The organism is Qipengyuania benthica (genome assembly GCF_030717865.1).
Taxonomy (GTDB): domain Bacteria; phylum Pseudomonadota; class Alphaproteobacteria; order Sphingomonadales; family Sphingomonadaceae; genus Qipengyuania; species Qipengyuania benthica.
The window spans coordinates 532,177-546,554 of record NZ_JAVAIL010000002.1 but is presented as its reverse complement, the minus strand read 5'-3'; the positions used below and the strand labels follow the sequence as shown (position 1 = coordinate 546,554).

The window sequence follows — 14,378 nt, the reverse complement described above, 5'->3', positions numbered from 1 at the left end:
ATGAGTTTTGCCCCCTTCGTTCCGCTGCGCGTCCTCTCCGCCTATTCCATGCTCGAGGGCGCGATCGAGCCCAAGGCGATGGCGAAACTGGCCAAGGAACGCGGCTTCCCGGCGATCGCGCTCGCGGATCGCAACGGGCTCTACGGCGCGGTCATGTTCGCCAAGGCCTGTCTCGACGAAGGTATCCAGCCGATCATCGGGACGCTGCTCGGAGTCGCGCGTAGCCGCGAGGACGGCAGCACCGGCAAGCAGGTCGATTACCTCCCGCTCTATGCGCAGGACGAGACCGGCTACGACAATCTGTGCCATCTCGTCAGCAAGGCGCATCTCGCCCGCCCGCTCGAATTCGAGCCGCATGTGGTGCTCGAAGATTTCGAGGGCCGCACCGAGGGGCTGATCGCGCTCACCGGCGCGAGCGAGGGGGCGGTGACCCGGCTGCTCGCCGAGGGGCAGACCGGCCATGCCGAACCCCTGCTCGACCGTCTGCAGGCGCTGTTCCCGGATCGGCTTTATATCGAACTCGCGCGCCGCGGCGATCCGGTGGAGATGGCCGCCGAGGAGGCGCTGATCGCGCTCGCCTATGCGCGCGACCTGCCGCTGGTCGCCACCAACCCCGCCAATTATGCCGAGCCGCATATGCACAAGGCGCATGACGCCATGCTCTGCATCGCCGGCTCGACGCATGTCGATGCCGAGGACCGGCTGCGCTCCAATCCGGAAAGCTTCGTCAAATCGGCGAGCATGATGGAGGAGGGCTTTGCCGATCTGCCCGAAGCCATCGCCAACACGCTGGTGATCGCGCAGCGCTGCGCCTTCGCGCCGCCCAACCGCGCGCCGATCCTCCCCAGCCTCGCGGGCGATGTCGAGGGCGAGGCGCGGATGCTCGCCGCCGATGCCCGCGCCGGGCTCGAGGCGCGGCTGGTGCCCTATGGCGCGATGAGCGAGGAGGAGCGGCGCGTCTATCTCGACCGGCTCGATTACGAGGTCGGGATCATCAACCAGATGGGCTTTCCCGGCTACTTCCTGATCGTTGCCGATTTCATCAAATGGGCCAAGGAACAGGACATTCCGGTGGGTCCGGGACGCGGCTCGGGCGCTGGCAGCCTGGTCGCCTGGGCGCTGACGATCACCGATCTCGATCCCATCAAGCTCGGCTTGCTGTTCGAGCGCTTCCTCAACCCCGAACGCGTGTCGATGCCCGACTTCGACATCGATTTCTGCGAAACCCGCCGCGGCGAGGTGATCCGCTACGTCCAGGACAAATACGGCCACGACCACGTCGCGCAGATCATCACCTTCGGCAAGTTGAAGGCGCGCGCGGTGCTGCGCGACACCGGGCGCATCCTGCAGATGAGCTACGGCCAGGTCGACCGGCTCTGCAAGATGGTGCCCAACCATCCGACCGATCCCTGGACGCTGCCGCGCACGCTCAACGGCGCCGCCGATTTCCGCCGCGAATACGAGAACGACAACGATGTGAAGCGGCTGGTCGATCTGGCAATGCAGCTCGAGGGCTTCCCGCGCAATTCCTCGACCCATGCCGCGGGCGTGGTGATCGGCGACAGGCCGCTGGCGCAGCTGGTCCCGCTCTACCGCGACCCGCGCTCGGACATGCCGGTGACCCAGTTTGACATGAAGCATGTCGAGACCAGCGGGCTGGTGAAATTCGACTTTCTCGGCCTCAAGACGCTGTCGGTGCTCAAGAAGGCGACCGACCTGCTGGAGAAGCGCGGTGTCAGCATCGACCTCGCGCTGCTCGAGCTCGACGATCCGGCGGTCTACGAGCTGATGAAATCGGGCCACACGGTCGGCGTCTTCCAGCTCGAATCCGAAGGCATGCGGCGCACGCTGACGGCAGTGAAGCCGACCAATTTCGGCGACATCATCGCGCTGGTCTCGCTCTATCGCCCCGGCCCGATGGACAACATCCCGCTGTTCGGCAAGCGCAAGGCGGGCGAGGTGCCGATCGAATATCCGCACCCCAAGCTCGAAGAGATTCTCGCCGAAACCTACGGCATCTTCGTCTATCAGGAGCAGGTGATGCAGGCCGCGCAGATCCTCGCGGGCTATTCGCTCGGCGATGCCGACCTGCTGCGCCGCGCGATGGGCAAGAAGGTCCAGGCGGAGATGGACGCGCAGCGCCAGCGCTTCGTCGACGGCTGCAAGACGGTCTCGAGGATCGATGCCCGCAAGGCCAACGAACTGTTCGACTTGATCGACAAATTCGCCGGCTACGGTTTCAACAAATCGCACGCCGCGGCCTATGCGCTGCTCGCCTATCAGACCGCCTGGATGAAGGCGCATTACCCGGAAGAATTCTTCGCCGCCTCGATGTGTTTCGACATGCATCAGTCGGAAAAGCTCGCGGTGTTCGTCGACGATGCGCGCCGATCGCCGCTGCGACCGGGCGGGGTGACGATCGCGCCGCCCTGCATCAACGCCTCGGTCGCCGAATTCGGGGTCGAGCAGACCGACGACGGCTATGCGGTGCGCTATGCGCTCGCCGGCATCCGCAATGTCGGCGGCAAGGCGATGGATGCGATCTGCGCCGAGCGCGAGGCCTCGGGGTCGTTCGAGAGCCTGTCCGACCTGTTCGGACGGCTGCCCAAGGGCTCGATGAATTCGCGCCAGCTCGAGGCGCTGGCCTGCGCGGGCGCACTCGATTCGCTCGAACCCAACCGCGCCAAGGTGTTTGCGAATGCCGACCTGCTGCTGGCGGTCGCCGACGCTGCCGAGCGCGAACGCTCGAGCGGACAGGCGGCGCTGTTCGGCGGCGAGGACACGCAGCAGGGCGAGACTTTGCGGCTCAAGGAGGTCGAGCCCTGGCCGCGCGCGACCATGATGGCGCATGAGCGCGACAATTTCGGCTTCTATTTCTCCGACCACCCGGTCCAGGCCTGGCGCCAGGTCGCCTCGGCCAATGGCGCGCGCAGCTATGCCTCGCTGATGACCGGCGGCGCGCCTGCGGGCGGACGCGCGCCCGCGGTAATGGCGGCGATGATCGAGAAGGTGAACAAGGGTACGACGCGCCGCGGGAAACCCTTCGTCCGCGCCGATTTCTCCGATGCCTCGGGCCAGTTCAGTGCCGCCTGCTTCGAGGAGAGCCTGGTCGAGAATTTCCTCCGCTGGGCCGAGGACCAGACTTGCCTGCTGTTGCAGGTCGAGCTCGACAGCCCGAGTCCCGACGAACCCCCGCGGATCACCGTGCGCGGCGGGGTGCCGCTGGAACAGGTCTCCAGCAGCGCAAGAATGATGCTCAGCCTCGACGTCACCGAGGAAGCCGCGATCGCGGCGCTCCAGCTGGAGCTGGGCGAGAGCGGGGGCACCGGCGAGGTCATCGCTACGCTGCGCACCGGACTGGCGATCGAGCCCACGCTGAAGCTGGGCAGCGGCTTCAAACTCGACGGCGAACTCGCCGAACGCTTGGCAAGCGTGCCCGGGCTTGCCAATGTGCATCTGACCACGCGGCGCGGTGGGGGTCATCTCCGTCTCGTCGCCTGAGCGCATGCCCGCCAATGGGCAGCGAACACGGGAGAGAGATGCGAATGTTCGGAGCCATGCAGGACTGGACCATGCGGGTGACGCATGTGATCGATCACGCCGCACGCGAAGCGGGAAGCCGCGAGATCGTGACCCGCTGGGCCGATGGCAGCGAGACCCGGACCGACTGGAACGGCATTCGCCGCGACGCGCTCAAGATGGCGCAGGCGCTCGAGGCGCTGGGGGTGAAGCCGGGCGACAGGGTCGCCAGCCTGGCGATGAATCATTCGCGCCATCTGGTCAGCTGGTACGGCGTCGCCGGGATGGGCGGGGTGCTCCACACGGTCAACCCGCGGCTGTTCGAGGATCAGCTCGAATATATCGTCAACCACGCCGAGGATAAGGTGCTGTGCTACGACGCGGCATTCCAGCCGATCGTCGACATGATGAAGAGCCGCTGGACCACGATCGAGCACTACATCTGCTACGATTCGGGCGAACACGCCCCCGCCTTCGAGGACTGGATCGGCGCGCAGAACGGTGACTACGCCTGGGTCGAGGGCGACGAACGCGATCCGTGCATGCTGTGCTACACCAGCGGCACCACCGGCCACCCCAAGGGCGTACTCTACGAACACCGTTCGACCGTGCTCCACGCGCTCGCCGGACTGCAGCCCGCCGCGTTCAACTTCAGCGCCTCGAGCGTGATGCTCCCGGTGGTGCCGATGTTCCATGCGGCGAGCTGGGGCCTGCCTTATGCGGGCGCGATGGCGGGGATCAAATTCGTGTTCTCGGCGGTCAACGATCCCGCGGTGCTGTGTGATCTGATGGAGCGCGAAGGCGTCACCGACAGCGCCGGGGTCCCGACCGTCTGGCTCGCGACTTTCCAATATTGCGACAGCGAGGGCAAGGACCTGCCCAGGCTCAAGGCGGCGACCATCGGCGGCTCGGCAGCGCCGCGCTTCATGATCGAGCGGCTGATGAAGAACGGCACCCGCGTCCAGCACGCCTGGGGGATGACCGAGACCAGCCCGATCGGCACCGTGGGCGGGCCGACGCACGATTGGGACCAGCTCAGCTTCGAGGAGAAGGTCGACAAGACCGCCATGCAGGGGCGCCCGACCTTCGGGGTCGAACTGCGCACGGTCAGCCTCGACGATCCCACGCATGTGCTGCCGCGCGACGGCGAAAGTTCGGGCGCGCTGCACATCCGCGGACCGTGGGTGATCCGCCGCTATTTCCGCGCCGAGGAAGACGCGTTGACCGCCGATGGCTGGTTCGACACCGGTGATGTCGCGATCCTGCACCCCGACGGCACGATGCAGATCACCGATCGCACCAAGGACGTGATCAAGTCTGGCGGCGAATGGATCAGCTCGGTCGAGCTCGAAAACGCCGCAGTCGGCCATCCCGCGGTCGCCGAAGCCGCCGCAATCGGCATCCATCACCCGAAATGGGACGAGCGCCCGGTGCTGTTCGTGGTCAAGAAGGCGGGCCAGGAGGTGACCGGCGGCGAGGTGATCGAATTCCTCGCCGACAAGGTCGCCAAATGGTGGCTCCCCGATGCGGTCGAATTCGTCGACGACATCCCGCACACCGCCACCGGCAAGATCAGCAAGAAGGATCTGCGCGACCGCTTCGCGGAGTACCGGCTGGAGGAGTGAACGTATGTCGTTGTTCTCCTCGTCATTGCGAGGAGCGCAGCGACGACGCAATCCATGGCGCGGCGGTGCCGAACCCGCGGCCCATGGATTGCCGCGCAGCCTGACGGCTGCTCGCAATGACGGAGTGAATGATGGCCAGTGAAACCTATATCGACCCCAGCCGCGCCAATTTCGACGCCTTCAAGGAACTGCCGCGCGACCGGCCGATCCACATGCTCAACCTGCTGCACTATCGCGACGTGGCGGAGTACCCGACGGGCCACGAACACGCCGGAAAGGGCTGGGACGGGCGCCGCGCCTATCAGGAATACGGCGCCACTTCGGGCCCGATCTTCAAGCGCGTGGGCGGCACCATCGTCTGGCGGGGCGTATTCGAGACGGTGGTGACCGGCCCCGAGGCGATGCACTGGCACGATGGCTTCGTCGCGCAATATCCCACCGCCAGCGCCTTCCTCGAGATGGTCACCGATCCCGAATACCAGAAAGCGGTGATCAACCGCACCGCCGCACTGACCGACAGTCGCCTGGTACGCTTCTCACCCGGCGAGGCGGGAGAGGGGTTCGGGTAATCTCGGCTGCTAGTGAGACCTCCCGATACGCTGAGCAGGAGAACTATCCGGCTCGGCGGAGCGCGACCGATTCATCGGGTCCAGCAACCGCGGAAGACGGCAAGTCGGCCCCGCGCAGGTGGGTCAAGTATGCGCTCAATTCCCTGGCCATCATGAGCGTGTCGAGGCGGACTCCCGCAACACCCGCTTCGATCCAGCGAATCCGGCCCGGCAGTTCCATGCCATCGTGTTCGACAATGATTTTGTCGTCGGCCACAAAATCGGAATCGCCGAGCCCGCTGACCCGGCATCCTTCGCTCGAGAGTTCAACCAGCAGGCCGCCGCAGTGTCGTCCATCGACGGGGCTCCGCAGGCGAATGGACCGGCGCACTGCATAGCGCCTGTGCGCACGAATTGTCAGGATCATCGATTGCCCCCTTGTCGTCCCTTCCGACCAAGGTCGCGCGATTCGGTTAAGATGTGGTTTCCTCACGGTTCAGCATCTGCGGCCCTTTGCCGCCGAGTCTGAAGCGGATCGGAGCTCACCACCACACGCGGTCCTAAAGCAACCGCATCTGCCCGCCGACCTCCGGCGCCCGAAACCGCGTACAATCCAGCTCGAACTTCGCCTTGCCGATACCGGCGCGCTTGCAGGCGAGGCGGAAGCGGGCGCGGAACAGGTCGGCCCAGACGCCGGTGGGTTTCATTCGGGTGAAGAAGTCGGGATCGTTGTCCTTGCCGCCGCGGATCGAACGGACGATGCCCATCACCTTGTCGCCGCGCTCAGGGTAGTGGACGCTGAGCCATTCGCGGAACAGCGGCGCCACCTCGTGCGGCAGCCGCAGCGGGATCCAACCGCAGCTGGCGATCCCCAGCGCCGCGGCGCGCTGGACGATCTCTTCCATGAACTCGTCGGTGATCGCGGGGATCACCGGGGCGATCGAGCAGTGCGTCGGCACCCCCGCCGCCGCCAGCTTTCCCAAGGCCGCCATGCGCTTGGCAGGCGAAGCGGCGCGCGGTTCGAGCTTGCCCGACAGCACCGGGTCGAGGCTGGTCACCGAAATCGCCACCGCCACCAGCCGCCGCCGCGCCAGTTCTTCGAGCAGATCGAGATCGGCCAGCACCCGGTCGGATTTGGTGGTGATGGTCACCGGGTGGCGGGCGTCGAGACAGACTTCCAGCAGCGCACGGGTGATCCGGTAGCGGTGCTCGATCGGCTGGTAGGGATCGGTGTTGGTCCCCATTGCGATCGGCCCGGGTCGATATTTCGGCTTCGCCAGCGTGGCACGCAGCAAATCTGCGGCCTCGGGCTTGGCGAACAGCCGGGTCTCGAAATCGAGCCCGGGCGAGAGATCGTGATAGGCGTGGGTGGGCCGCGCGAAACAATAGACGCAGCCATGCTCGCAGCCGCGATAGGCGTTAATGGCGCGGTCGAAGGGGATGTCGGGCGAGCGGTTGAACGACAGGATGGTGCGGGGCCGTTCCTCGGTGACCTGCGTGCGCAGCTTGACCGGCGGGCCGCCTTCGGCTTGCGCCAGCGCCGCCATATGGTCGCGCCAGTCGCCATCGGCCTCGCGCGCGGCGAGGCCGAAGCGGCTCGGCACGTTGCGCGATTGCGCCCCGCGGCCGGGGACCGGCGACTCACTGCTGGGTTCCATGAATGGGAACATACACGGAACAAATGCCCAGGTCGAGCCTCAACCCAGCATGATCTGCAGCGCCGCGCCGCCCGTCCACAGTCCCAGCAGCAGCACCGATTCCCAGCCGATACCGCCCGGACCCCGCCGTTCGCGCTGGAGCAGCCCCGTCAGCAGCACCGCGGTCATCACCACCACCAGCGCCATCCAGAATACGGTGCGCTCGGAGATGGCGTTGTAGATGCTGCCGTCGCGATAGGCGATGTCGCTGGAGGCGATGAACAGCGCGTCGAACATATTGCCGCCGATGATCCCGCCGATCGCCAGCTGCAGCGCGCCGCGGCGGACCGCGGCGATGGTGGTCACCAGTTCGGGCAGCGAGGTGACGATCGCGGTGCCCAGCGCGCCGACAACGCCTTGCGAGATGCCGAACCGGCGCGAGAGTTCGATTCCCGCTTCGCCGACCAGCCAGCCGGTAAAGCCGATCACCACCATCAGAACGGCGAACAACCCGCCGATCAGCCACAGCGAGCGCAGGTCGGTCGCTTCATCCGCCTCTTCGTCGCGGGTGTCGGCGGTCAGTCGCGGGAGCCACATCGGCCGCTGGTGCGTCCGGTGCGCGCCGTGCAGCCCGACGAGGTAGACGCCGACCAGCACCGGGGTCAGCGGATGAATTCCGAGGATGGTATAGGGCGGTGCCGCCCAGGCCATGATCGGCAGGGACACGAGAAGGATCAGCGTGGCCGCCTGGTCCAGATTTACCGGGCTGGCGGCGGCGTGCTCGAGATTGATCCTGCGGTAGAAGATATCGGCCAGAGCCAGAAACATCGTCTGCGCGGCGATCCCGCCCATCGCATTGGCGACGCTGAGGTCGGCGGCACCGCTCGCCGCGGTGCTGGTCGAAGTGACGATGCCCGAGATGCTGGTGCCCGCGCCCAGCAGTACCGAACCGATCAACGCCTCGCCGAACCGGGTGCGGTCGGCGATGGTGTCGGCATAGCCCGCCATCTTCGTGCCCAGCAGCGCGATGATCAGCGCACAGCCGGCGAAGATCAGGCAGACGGTCAGCGTCGAATAGGATGCGATGGCGAGCAAACCTGTCCCCCTGTGGCGCCGCGCCGCTGCCCCGCGACCGCGCTTCGTGCCGCTAGCGCTCGCGCAGCCGCGGCATCAGCTCGACGAAATTGCACGGGCGATGGCGGCTGTCGAGCTGCTGGACCAGGATCTTGTCCCAGCCGTCCTTCACCGCGCCGTTCGAACCCGGCAGAGCGAAGATGTAGGTCCCGCGCGCCAGCACCGCGCAGGCGCGGCTCTGGACGGTGCTGGTGCCGATGCTCTCGTAGCTGAGCCAGCGGAACAGCTCGCCGAAACCGGGGATCGCCTTGTCCGCGACCTGATCGAGCGCTTCGGGGGTGACATCGCGGCCGGTCAGCCCGGTGCCCCCGGTGGTGATCACGGCATCGACCTCGGGATCGTCGATCCAGCGATGGAGATGCGCGGCGATTGCGTTCTTGGAATCCTTGCTGATCTCGCGCGCGGCGAGAACATGACCCGCCGCCTCGATCCGCCCGGCGAGCAGATCGCCCGAACTGTCGTCGGCGAGGCTGCGCGTGTCCGAGACGGTCAGCAGCGCGATGCGGACGGGCTTGAAGGGGAGGCTTTCGTCGATCGGCATCTCAGCGCTCCTGCGGGAAGGTCGGCCACTGGTTCTGCGCCAGCGCGGTCCGGCTGGGTGCCTCGGCATCGGCCTGGCGCAGGTACATCCAGTAATTGCGCATCACGATCGCGACATAGGACCGCGTTTCCCAATAGGGGATCGATTCCATCCAGGTCAGCGGATCGCCCTGATCGCGAACCTCGTCGTTCCAGCGCGTCACCGGGGTCAGCCCGGCGTTGTAGGCCGCCATCACCTTAGGCAGGTGGCCCCGGGTCGCACCCGACTGGCTGAGCGCCTCGAGCGCGCGCTGACCGAAAGCGAGATTGGTGGCGGGCTCCTTGAGATCCGCCGTGTCGGCGTTGAGATTGATCGAGCTAGCGTATTCGCGCGCCGCGATCGGGCGGATCTGCATCAGCCCGATGGCATTGGCCGGGCTCACCACCCGCTCGCGGAAATTCGATTCCTGCAGCGCGTGCGCGAAAGCGAGCGCGGGATCGACCTGCCAGCCGCCGCGCGGGGTCTGGTAGGTCACCGGCCAGCGCAGCGAGGGCGGGGGCGCGGTCCCGGCGGGCGCGTTATAGGCCATGAAGCTTTGCGCTGCGGGCAGGCCGAGCGCGCGCGCCAGCCGCGCCAGCGCGGGGAATTCGTCCGGCTCGCCGATCCGCGCCTGATGGGTAAGCGCTTCGGAGGCCTGATCGCGGCGCCCGATCTCGGCGAGCATGACCGCAAGCCGCGGTGCCTGATCGTCGCTCAACCGCTGCCATTCGGCGGCCGTGAGATCGGGGCGGGTGTGGTCGGCGGGAAGCGCCTGCCCGAGCTGTTCGCGCGCCAGCATGCCGTAGAGCGTCTCGGTGAAGCGCGCCGCGCCGCGCAATTGCTCGGCCGCCTGCTCGGGCTCGCGGCAGCGGATCAGCGCGCGGCTGGCCCAGTAATGCGCGGCCGAGGTCAGCTCGGGATCGGTCGAACCCGTCGCTGCGCCGCGAAAGCCGTAGCCTGCGGTGGCGCAATCGCCCAGCCGCCAGGCGGCGAGCCCGACCACCCAGTCGCCCTCGGCGACCCAGGGTCCGCTGCCCTCGGCCACGGTGCGCGCCTGCGCCAGCGCTTCGGCATCGCGGTTCTCGATGTAATAGCTCCAGGCCACCCGCTGGCGCCATTCGGCGCGCGCCTGCGGCGACAGCGAGGCGTCGATTCCGTCGAGCAGCAGTCGCGCGCCGTCCGGATCGTCGTTGCGGATGCGTTCCAGAATGGCGCTGCCGACGCTGGCCGGCATGGTGCCGTCGTCCACCGAGCGCGGCAGCGTCCGGCGGGTCAGCCCCGGCTGGCTGCGCAGTTCGCGGCCGCGCGGCAGGACGGGCATCTCGACCAGCCCGCGTGTCGCCGCCAGTCGTGCGATCTGGTCGGCCTGCGGCAGGTCCGAATAGCGCGAGAGCCAGGCCGAAAGGCGCTCGAGCGGGATTCGCGGGCTTTCGGGATGGAGGAAATATTCGGCCAGCGCCGCGCCGTGGAGCGGGCCGTCGCCACGCTCGCCCAGCATGATTTCGGCGCGGTCCCAATTGCGCGCGTCGATCGCCTCGAACAGCGAGGCGTAGAACAGCCGGTCCTGGTTCGAGAGCAGCGCCGGCAGCGCCGCCGACTTGCCTTGCGAAAAATAGGCGATGCTCGCCTCGTTCGCCTGCGCCGGTCCGGCGACGCTGACAGCAAGTCCGGCGGCCATCGCGGAGGCGGCGAGGAAAAGGGTCTTAGGCATGGGCGCTCCACTCTAGCCATTTGGTCCAGAATTGCTTGCGATGACCGGGCATCCGCGCCAGCCGATCGAGCCGTGGCGCGATCATCAGCGGAATGGCGCGGCCCCCCAGCTGCAGCGCGGGAGCGGGCTCGCCGTTCTCTGCGAGCAACGGCGCCAGACCGCGCCCGAACACCAGCAGCCGCTGCGGTGCGGCCAGCGCGATATGATGGCGGGTGAGATCGCCCAGACCCTGGGCGGCCAGCGCGGTCCAGTCGGGCAGCGGCGCGGGGCGGGGCAGCGCGCTGGCGCAATAGGTATCCTCCTCGGCCAGCCCCATCGCGCGCAGGATGGCAGCGAGCAGCCTTCCCTGAGGCCCGCTCAGCAGCCGCTCGTCATCTTCGCCCTCGGGCTGCGCGACCAGCAGCATCAGCTTCGCGCCGTGCACGCCGCGCGGGGGCACCCGCCCGGACGGACCGCGGTCGTCGAGATCGGGCTGGTTGAGCCAGAAATCGGCAAAACCCTCGAACTTGTCCGGATAGCTCTCCCGCGCTCCGCCGATCCGCGCCCCCCTTGCAACTTCGAGCGCGCGCTGGATCGCGCTGCGCTGCGGTGGGGCTTTCACAACCGGCTCGATCTTGGGCGCTGGCACCTCCTCGGCGGCTTCCGCGCGCGCCAGCCAGTCGGTCGCCTCGTCGGCGAAGTCGCAGTCGACGCCCGCTTCGCGCCACCAGGCGAGCGCGCCGGCGAGCGCCTCCCGGCTCGAAAAATCCTGCAAATGCATGGCGGTCATGGTCATCCTGCGTCCTGGCAGGGTCTTGACCTGTCGCGCCCCGCCAATCAAGGCAGGGCAAAGCGCAATGCGACGAAAAGAGAGACTTATGAGCGAACGTGAATCGATGCCCTGCGATGTCGTCATCATCGGTGGCGGCGTAGCGGGCCTGGCCGCGGCGATCCGGCTCAAGCAGCTGAACGAGGAACTCGAGGTCGTGGTGCTCGAAAAGGGCAGCGAGATCGGCGCGCATGTGCTTTCGGGCGCGGTCGTCGATCCCAAGGCGCTCGACGAGCTGCTGCCCGAATGGCGCACGATGGACTGCCCGATGGCGCAGACCCCGGTGACCGACAATTGGCACTGGGTGATGAGCAAGACCGGCAAATGGGACATGCCGCATCTGCTGATGCCGCCCTTCATGTCCAACGACGGCAATTACACCGGCTCGCTGGGCAATCTGTCGCGGTGGCTCGCCGAACAGGCCGAGGCCCTGGGCGTGATGGTCTTCCCCGGCTTCCCGGCCTCCGAAGTGCTGTTCGACGACAGCGGCGCGGTTGCGGGGGTGCTGACGCAAGACATGGGCATTGCCGAGGACGGCTCGCACAAGCCCGACTACCAGCCGGGGATGGAAATCCTGGCGAAATACACGCTCTTCGCCGAGGGCGTGCGCGGCAACCTCACCAAGAAGATGAAGGCGCGCTTCGATCTGGAAGCCGATTGCCAGCCGCAGATCTACGGGCTCGGGGTCAAGGAATTGTGGGATGTCGATCCCGCCAAGCATGTCCCGGGCCGGGTGATCCACACGCAGGGCTGGCCGCTGTCCGAAAGCCACAGCTGGGGCGGCGGGTTCATCTACCACCAGGCTGACGGCCAGGTCGCGCTCGGCTTCGTCACCGCGCTCGATTACGAGAACCCCTACGTCTCGCCCTATCAGGAATTCCAGCGCTGGAAGCACCACCCCCAGATCGCCGAACTGCTCGAGGGCGGCAAGCGGGTCGCCTATGGCGCGCGCGCGATCAACGAGGGCGGCTGGCAGTCTGTCCCCAAGCTCGCCTTCCCGGGCGGCGCGCTGATCGGCTGCGCCGCGGGCTTCGTCAATGTGCCGCGGATCAAGGGCAGCCACACCGCGATGAAGAGCGGGATGCTCGCCGCCGAGAGCGTGGCCGCAGCCATCGCCGCGGGGCATGAGAAGACCGAGCTGGCCGATTACGACGCCGCCGTGCGCTCGAGCTGGATCGCCGAAGAGCTCAAGAAGGTGCAGAACGCGCAGCCCGCGGTCGCCAAATACGGCGCCGATATCGGCACCGTGCTCGCGGGCATCGACATGTGGATGCGCACGCTCAAGATCGGTCTTCCGATCTCGATGAAGCACGAACCCGATTACACGCATCTGCAGCGCGCGGATCTCTACAAGCCGATCGACTACCCCAAGCCCGACGGCGTGCTGAGTTTCGACCGGCTGACCAATGTCGCCTTCAGCTACACCAATCACGCCGAGAACCAGCCGGTCCACCTCAAGGTCTGCGACATGGAGCTGCAGCGCCGCAGCGAGTTGGAGGTCTTCGCTGGTCCCTCGACCCGCTATTGCCCCGCGGGCGTCTACGAATGGGTGCTGGAGGACGGCAAGGAGCCGGTCTTCGTGATCAATTCGCAGAACTGCGTCCACTGCAAGACCTGCGACATCAAGGACCCCAACCAGAATATCGAATGGGTGACTCCCGAGGGCGGCGGCGGGCCGAACTATCCGAATATGTGAGGCGGGTCCGGTCCCACTCCTTCGGGCGAAATTCTGCGATGCCTGGGGGCACCGGTAGCTAGGAGCGAGTTGATGGCGCGCGGTCTAATCGGTCTATCGGCGCTGCTGATCGTCAGCGTCGGCGGAGCGGCCCTTGCTCAGCCAAGCAAGAGCGACAGCGCACCCGCCGCCATAGAAGTACCAAAAATCGAACAGGAGGGCGTCTGGCAACCCACCCCTGGCGGCACTCAAGTGCCGCTGTGGGCCGAGGATGTCGTTCTGGCAAAGCCGGACTCCGGCGACCATCCCGAGACGACCGGCAACGGCTCCCCCCTCGTCGGCGGCAGGAAATGGCATTGGGCGACCTATGTTACCCGACCGACCATGACCATCTACCGGCCCAAGGGGACCAACACCGGCACGACCATCCTGGTTCTTCCCGGCGGCGGCTTCTACGCCGTGGCGACCGATCTGGAAGGCACCGAGATCTGCGACTGGGTGGTCGCGCAGGGCATGACCTGCGTCTTGCTGAAATACCGCTCGCCGCAGGTCTGGCCCAAGAAAGACGGTGTCGGGCAGCGCCCCGAGATGCTCTTGCCGCTCCAAGACGCGCAGCGTGCGATGGGCTTGCTCCGGCACCGAGCTTCCGAATACGATATCGATCCGCACAGGATCGGCGTCATCGGGTTTTCTGCCGGCGGCTACCTCGCCGCGAATATGAGCAATACCGACGAGCGCACCTATCCGCTGGCCGACGCTGCCGACCGCCAGTCTCCGGTGCCCGATTTCGCGATCATCGCCTACACTGCGCGGCTCTGGGAAGAGAGCGACGACAAGACGGATCTTACTCTGGCACCTTGGGTGGAGATCAGCGCGCAGGCGCCGCCGACATTGCTGATCCATGCGATGGACGACCGGGTCGACAACATCCGCCACCCGATGGCTTACGCTTTGGCCCTGAAAGAGGCAGGAGTAAGGGTGGACATGCGGATTTATGCCGAGGGCGGTCATGCGTTCGGCCTGCGACCGACCGAGCATCCGATCACGACGCAGTGGCCGGGACACGTCGAGCAATGGCTGCGCAACATCGGAATGCTCTAAAAGCGCGCGAAGCCGCTCTGCCAAGCGCCTTGGGCGAAGCTGCGGCTTCGGAAACCACCCA

11 protein-coding genes are annotated in these 14,378 nt (G+C 66.8%); 5 read left to right on the top strand and 6 right to left on the bottom strand.

The genetic code is table 11. The annotated features are described in order from the left end of the window. The 3 genes from dnaE to Q9K01_RS07870 all read left to right on the top strand — a co-directional run bounded on the left by dnaE (window position 1) and on the right by Q9K01_RS07870 (window position 5,713). Window positions 1-3,501 (top strand): DNA polymerase III subunit alpha, encoded by a 3,501-nt coding sequence (gene dnaE / locus Q9K01_RS07880; RefSeq protein WP_305929659.1) that lies wholly within the window; start codon window positions 1-3, stop codon window positions 3,499-3,501. A gap of 44 nt (window positions 3,502-3,545) precedes the next feature. Continuing rightward, window positions 3,546-5,144: a long-chain fatty acid--CoA ligase gene (locus tag Q9K01_RS07875; protein WP_305929658.1), complete on the top strand. Its 1,599-nt coding sequence runs from the start codon at window positions 3,546-3,548 to the stop codon at window positions 5,142-5,144. 131 nt (window positions 5,145-5,275) lie between these two features. Further along, window positions 5,276-5,713: a DUF1330 domain-containing protein gene (locus Q9K01_RS07870; RefSeq protein WP_305929902.1), complete on the top strand. Its 438-nt coding sequence runs from the start codon at window positions 5,276-5,278 to the stop codon at window positions 5,711-5,713. Window positions 5,714-5,756: 43 nt separating this feature from the next. On the opposite strand, the gene Q9K01_RS07865 is transcribed toward Q9K01_RS07870, so the two are convergent. The 6 genes from Q9K01_RS07865 to Q9K01_RS07840 all read right to left on the bottom strand — a co-directional run bounded on the left by Q9K01_RS07865 (window position 5,757) and on the right by Q9K01_RS07840 (window position 11,508). Beyond that, a complete protein-coding gene (locus Q9K01_RS07865; RefSeq protein WP_305929657.1) occupies window positions 5,757-6,119 on the bottom strand; it encodes a hypothetical protein in 363 nt (120 codons plus the stop codon). A 133-nt stretch (window positions 6,120-6,252) separates the two neighbouring features. Continuing rightward, entirely contained in the window at window positions 6,253-7,350 is a 1,098-nt protein-coding gene (locus Q9K01_RS07860) for a PA0069 family radical SAM protein (RefSeq protein ID WP_305929656.1), read from the bottom strand. Window positions 7,351-7,389: 39 nt separating this feature from the next. Next, window positions 7,390-8,424, bottom strand: a complete 1,035-nt coding sequence (locus Q9K01_RS07855) for a sodium:calcium antiporter (protein ID WP_305929655.1) — start codon at window positions 8,422-8,424, stop codon at window positions 7,390-7,392. Window positions 8,425-8,476: 52 nt separating this feature from the next. Continuing rightward, complete coding sequence (moaB, locus tag Q9K01_RS07850) at window positions 8,477-9,004, bottom strand: molybdenum cofactor biosynthesis protein B (protein WP_305929654.1); 528 nt, start codon at window positions 9,002-9,004, stop codon at window positions 8,477-8,479. A 1-nt stretch (window position 9,005) separates the two neighbouring features. Continuing rightward, window positions 9,006-10,733 (bottom strand): lytic transglycosylase domain-containing protein, encoded by a 1,728-nt coding sequence (locus Q9K01_RS07845; protein ID WP_305929653.1) that lies wholly within the window; start codon window positions 10,731-10,733, stop codon window positions 9,006-9,008. Beyond that, window positions 10,726-11,508, bottom strand: coding sequence for a uracil-DNA glycosylase family protein (locus Q9K01_RS07840; protein ID WP_305929652.1), 783 nt, complete (start codon window positions 11,506-11,508; stop codon window positions 10,726-10,728). Before Q9K01_RS07840 ends, Q9K01_RS07845 begins: the two co-directional genes overlap by 8 nt. A gap of 82 nt (window positions 11,509-11,590) precedes the next feature. Here Q9K01_RS07840 and Q9K01_RS07835 point away from each other — a divergent pair, with 82 nt between their 5' ends. Next, window positions 11,591-13,237, top strand: coding sequence for an electron transfer flavoprotein-ubiquinone oxidoreductase (locus tag Q9K01_RS07835; RefSeq protein ID WP_305929651.1), 1,647 nt, complete (start codon window positions 11,591-11,593; stop codon window positions 13,235-13,237). A 72-nt stretch (window positions 13,238-13,309) separates the two neighbouring features. After that, on the top strand, window positions 13,310-14,317 hold the full coding sequence (locus Q9K01_RS07830; RefSeq protein WP_305929650.1) for an alpha/beta hydrolase: 1,008 nt from the start codon (window positions 13,310-13,312) through the stop codon (window positions 14,315-14,317). Window positions 14,318-14,378: the final 61 nt, after the last annotated feature.

Excerpts from the sequence above, each read along its gene's own strand:
- Q9K01_RS07875 (WP_305929658.1), top strand. The coding sequence starts at position 3,546 with ATGTTCGGAGCCATGCAGGACTGGACCATGCGGGTGACGCATGTGATC.
- Q9K01_RS07830 (WP_305929650.1), top strand. The coding sequence starts at position 13,310 with ATGGCGCGCGGTCTAATCGGTCTATCGGCGCTGCTGATCGTCAGCGTC.
- Q9K01_RS07840 (WP_305929652.1), bottom strand. The coding sequence starts at position 11,508 with ATGACCATGACCGCCATGCATTTGCAGGATTTTTCGAGCCGGGAGGCG.
- Q9K01_RS07865 (WP_305929657.1), bottom strand. The coding sequence starts at position 6,119 with ATGATCCTGACAATTCGTGCGCACAGGCGCTATGCAGTGCGCCGGTCC.
- Q9K01_RS07860 (WP_305929656.1), bottom strand. The coding sequence starts at position 7,350 with ATGGAACCCAGCAGTGAGTCGCCGGTCCCCGGCCGCGGGGCGCAATCG.
- dnaE (WP_305929659.1), top strand. The coding sequence starts at position 1 with ATGAGTTTTGCCCCCTTCGTTCCGCTGCGCGTCCTCTCCGCCTATTCC.
- Q9K01_RS07835 (WP_305929651.1), top strand. The coding sequence starts at position 11,591 with ATGAGCGAACGTGAATCGATGCCCTGCGATGTCGTCATCATCGGTGGC.
- moaB (WP_305929654.1), bottom strand. The coding sequence starts at position 9,004 with ATGCCGATCGACGAAAGCCTCCCCTTCAAGCCCGTCCGCATCGCGCTG.
- Q9K01_RS07845 (WP_305929653.1), bottom strand. The coding sequence starts at position 10,733 with ATGCCTAAGACCCTTTTCCTCGCCGCCTCCGCGATGGCCGCCGGACTT.
- Q9K01_RS07870 (WP_305929902.1), top strand. The coding sequence starts at position 5,276 with ATGGCCAGTGAAACCTATATCGACCCCAGCCGCGCCAATTTCGACGCC.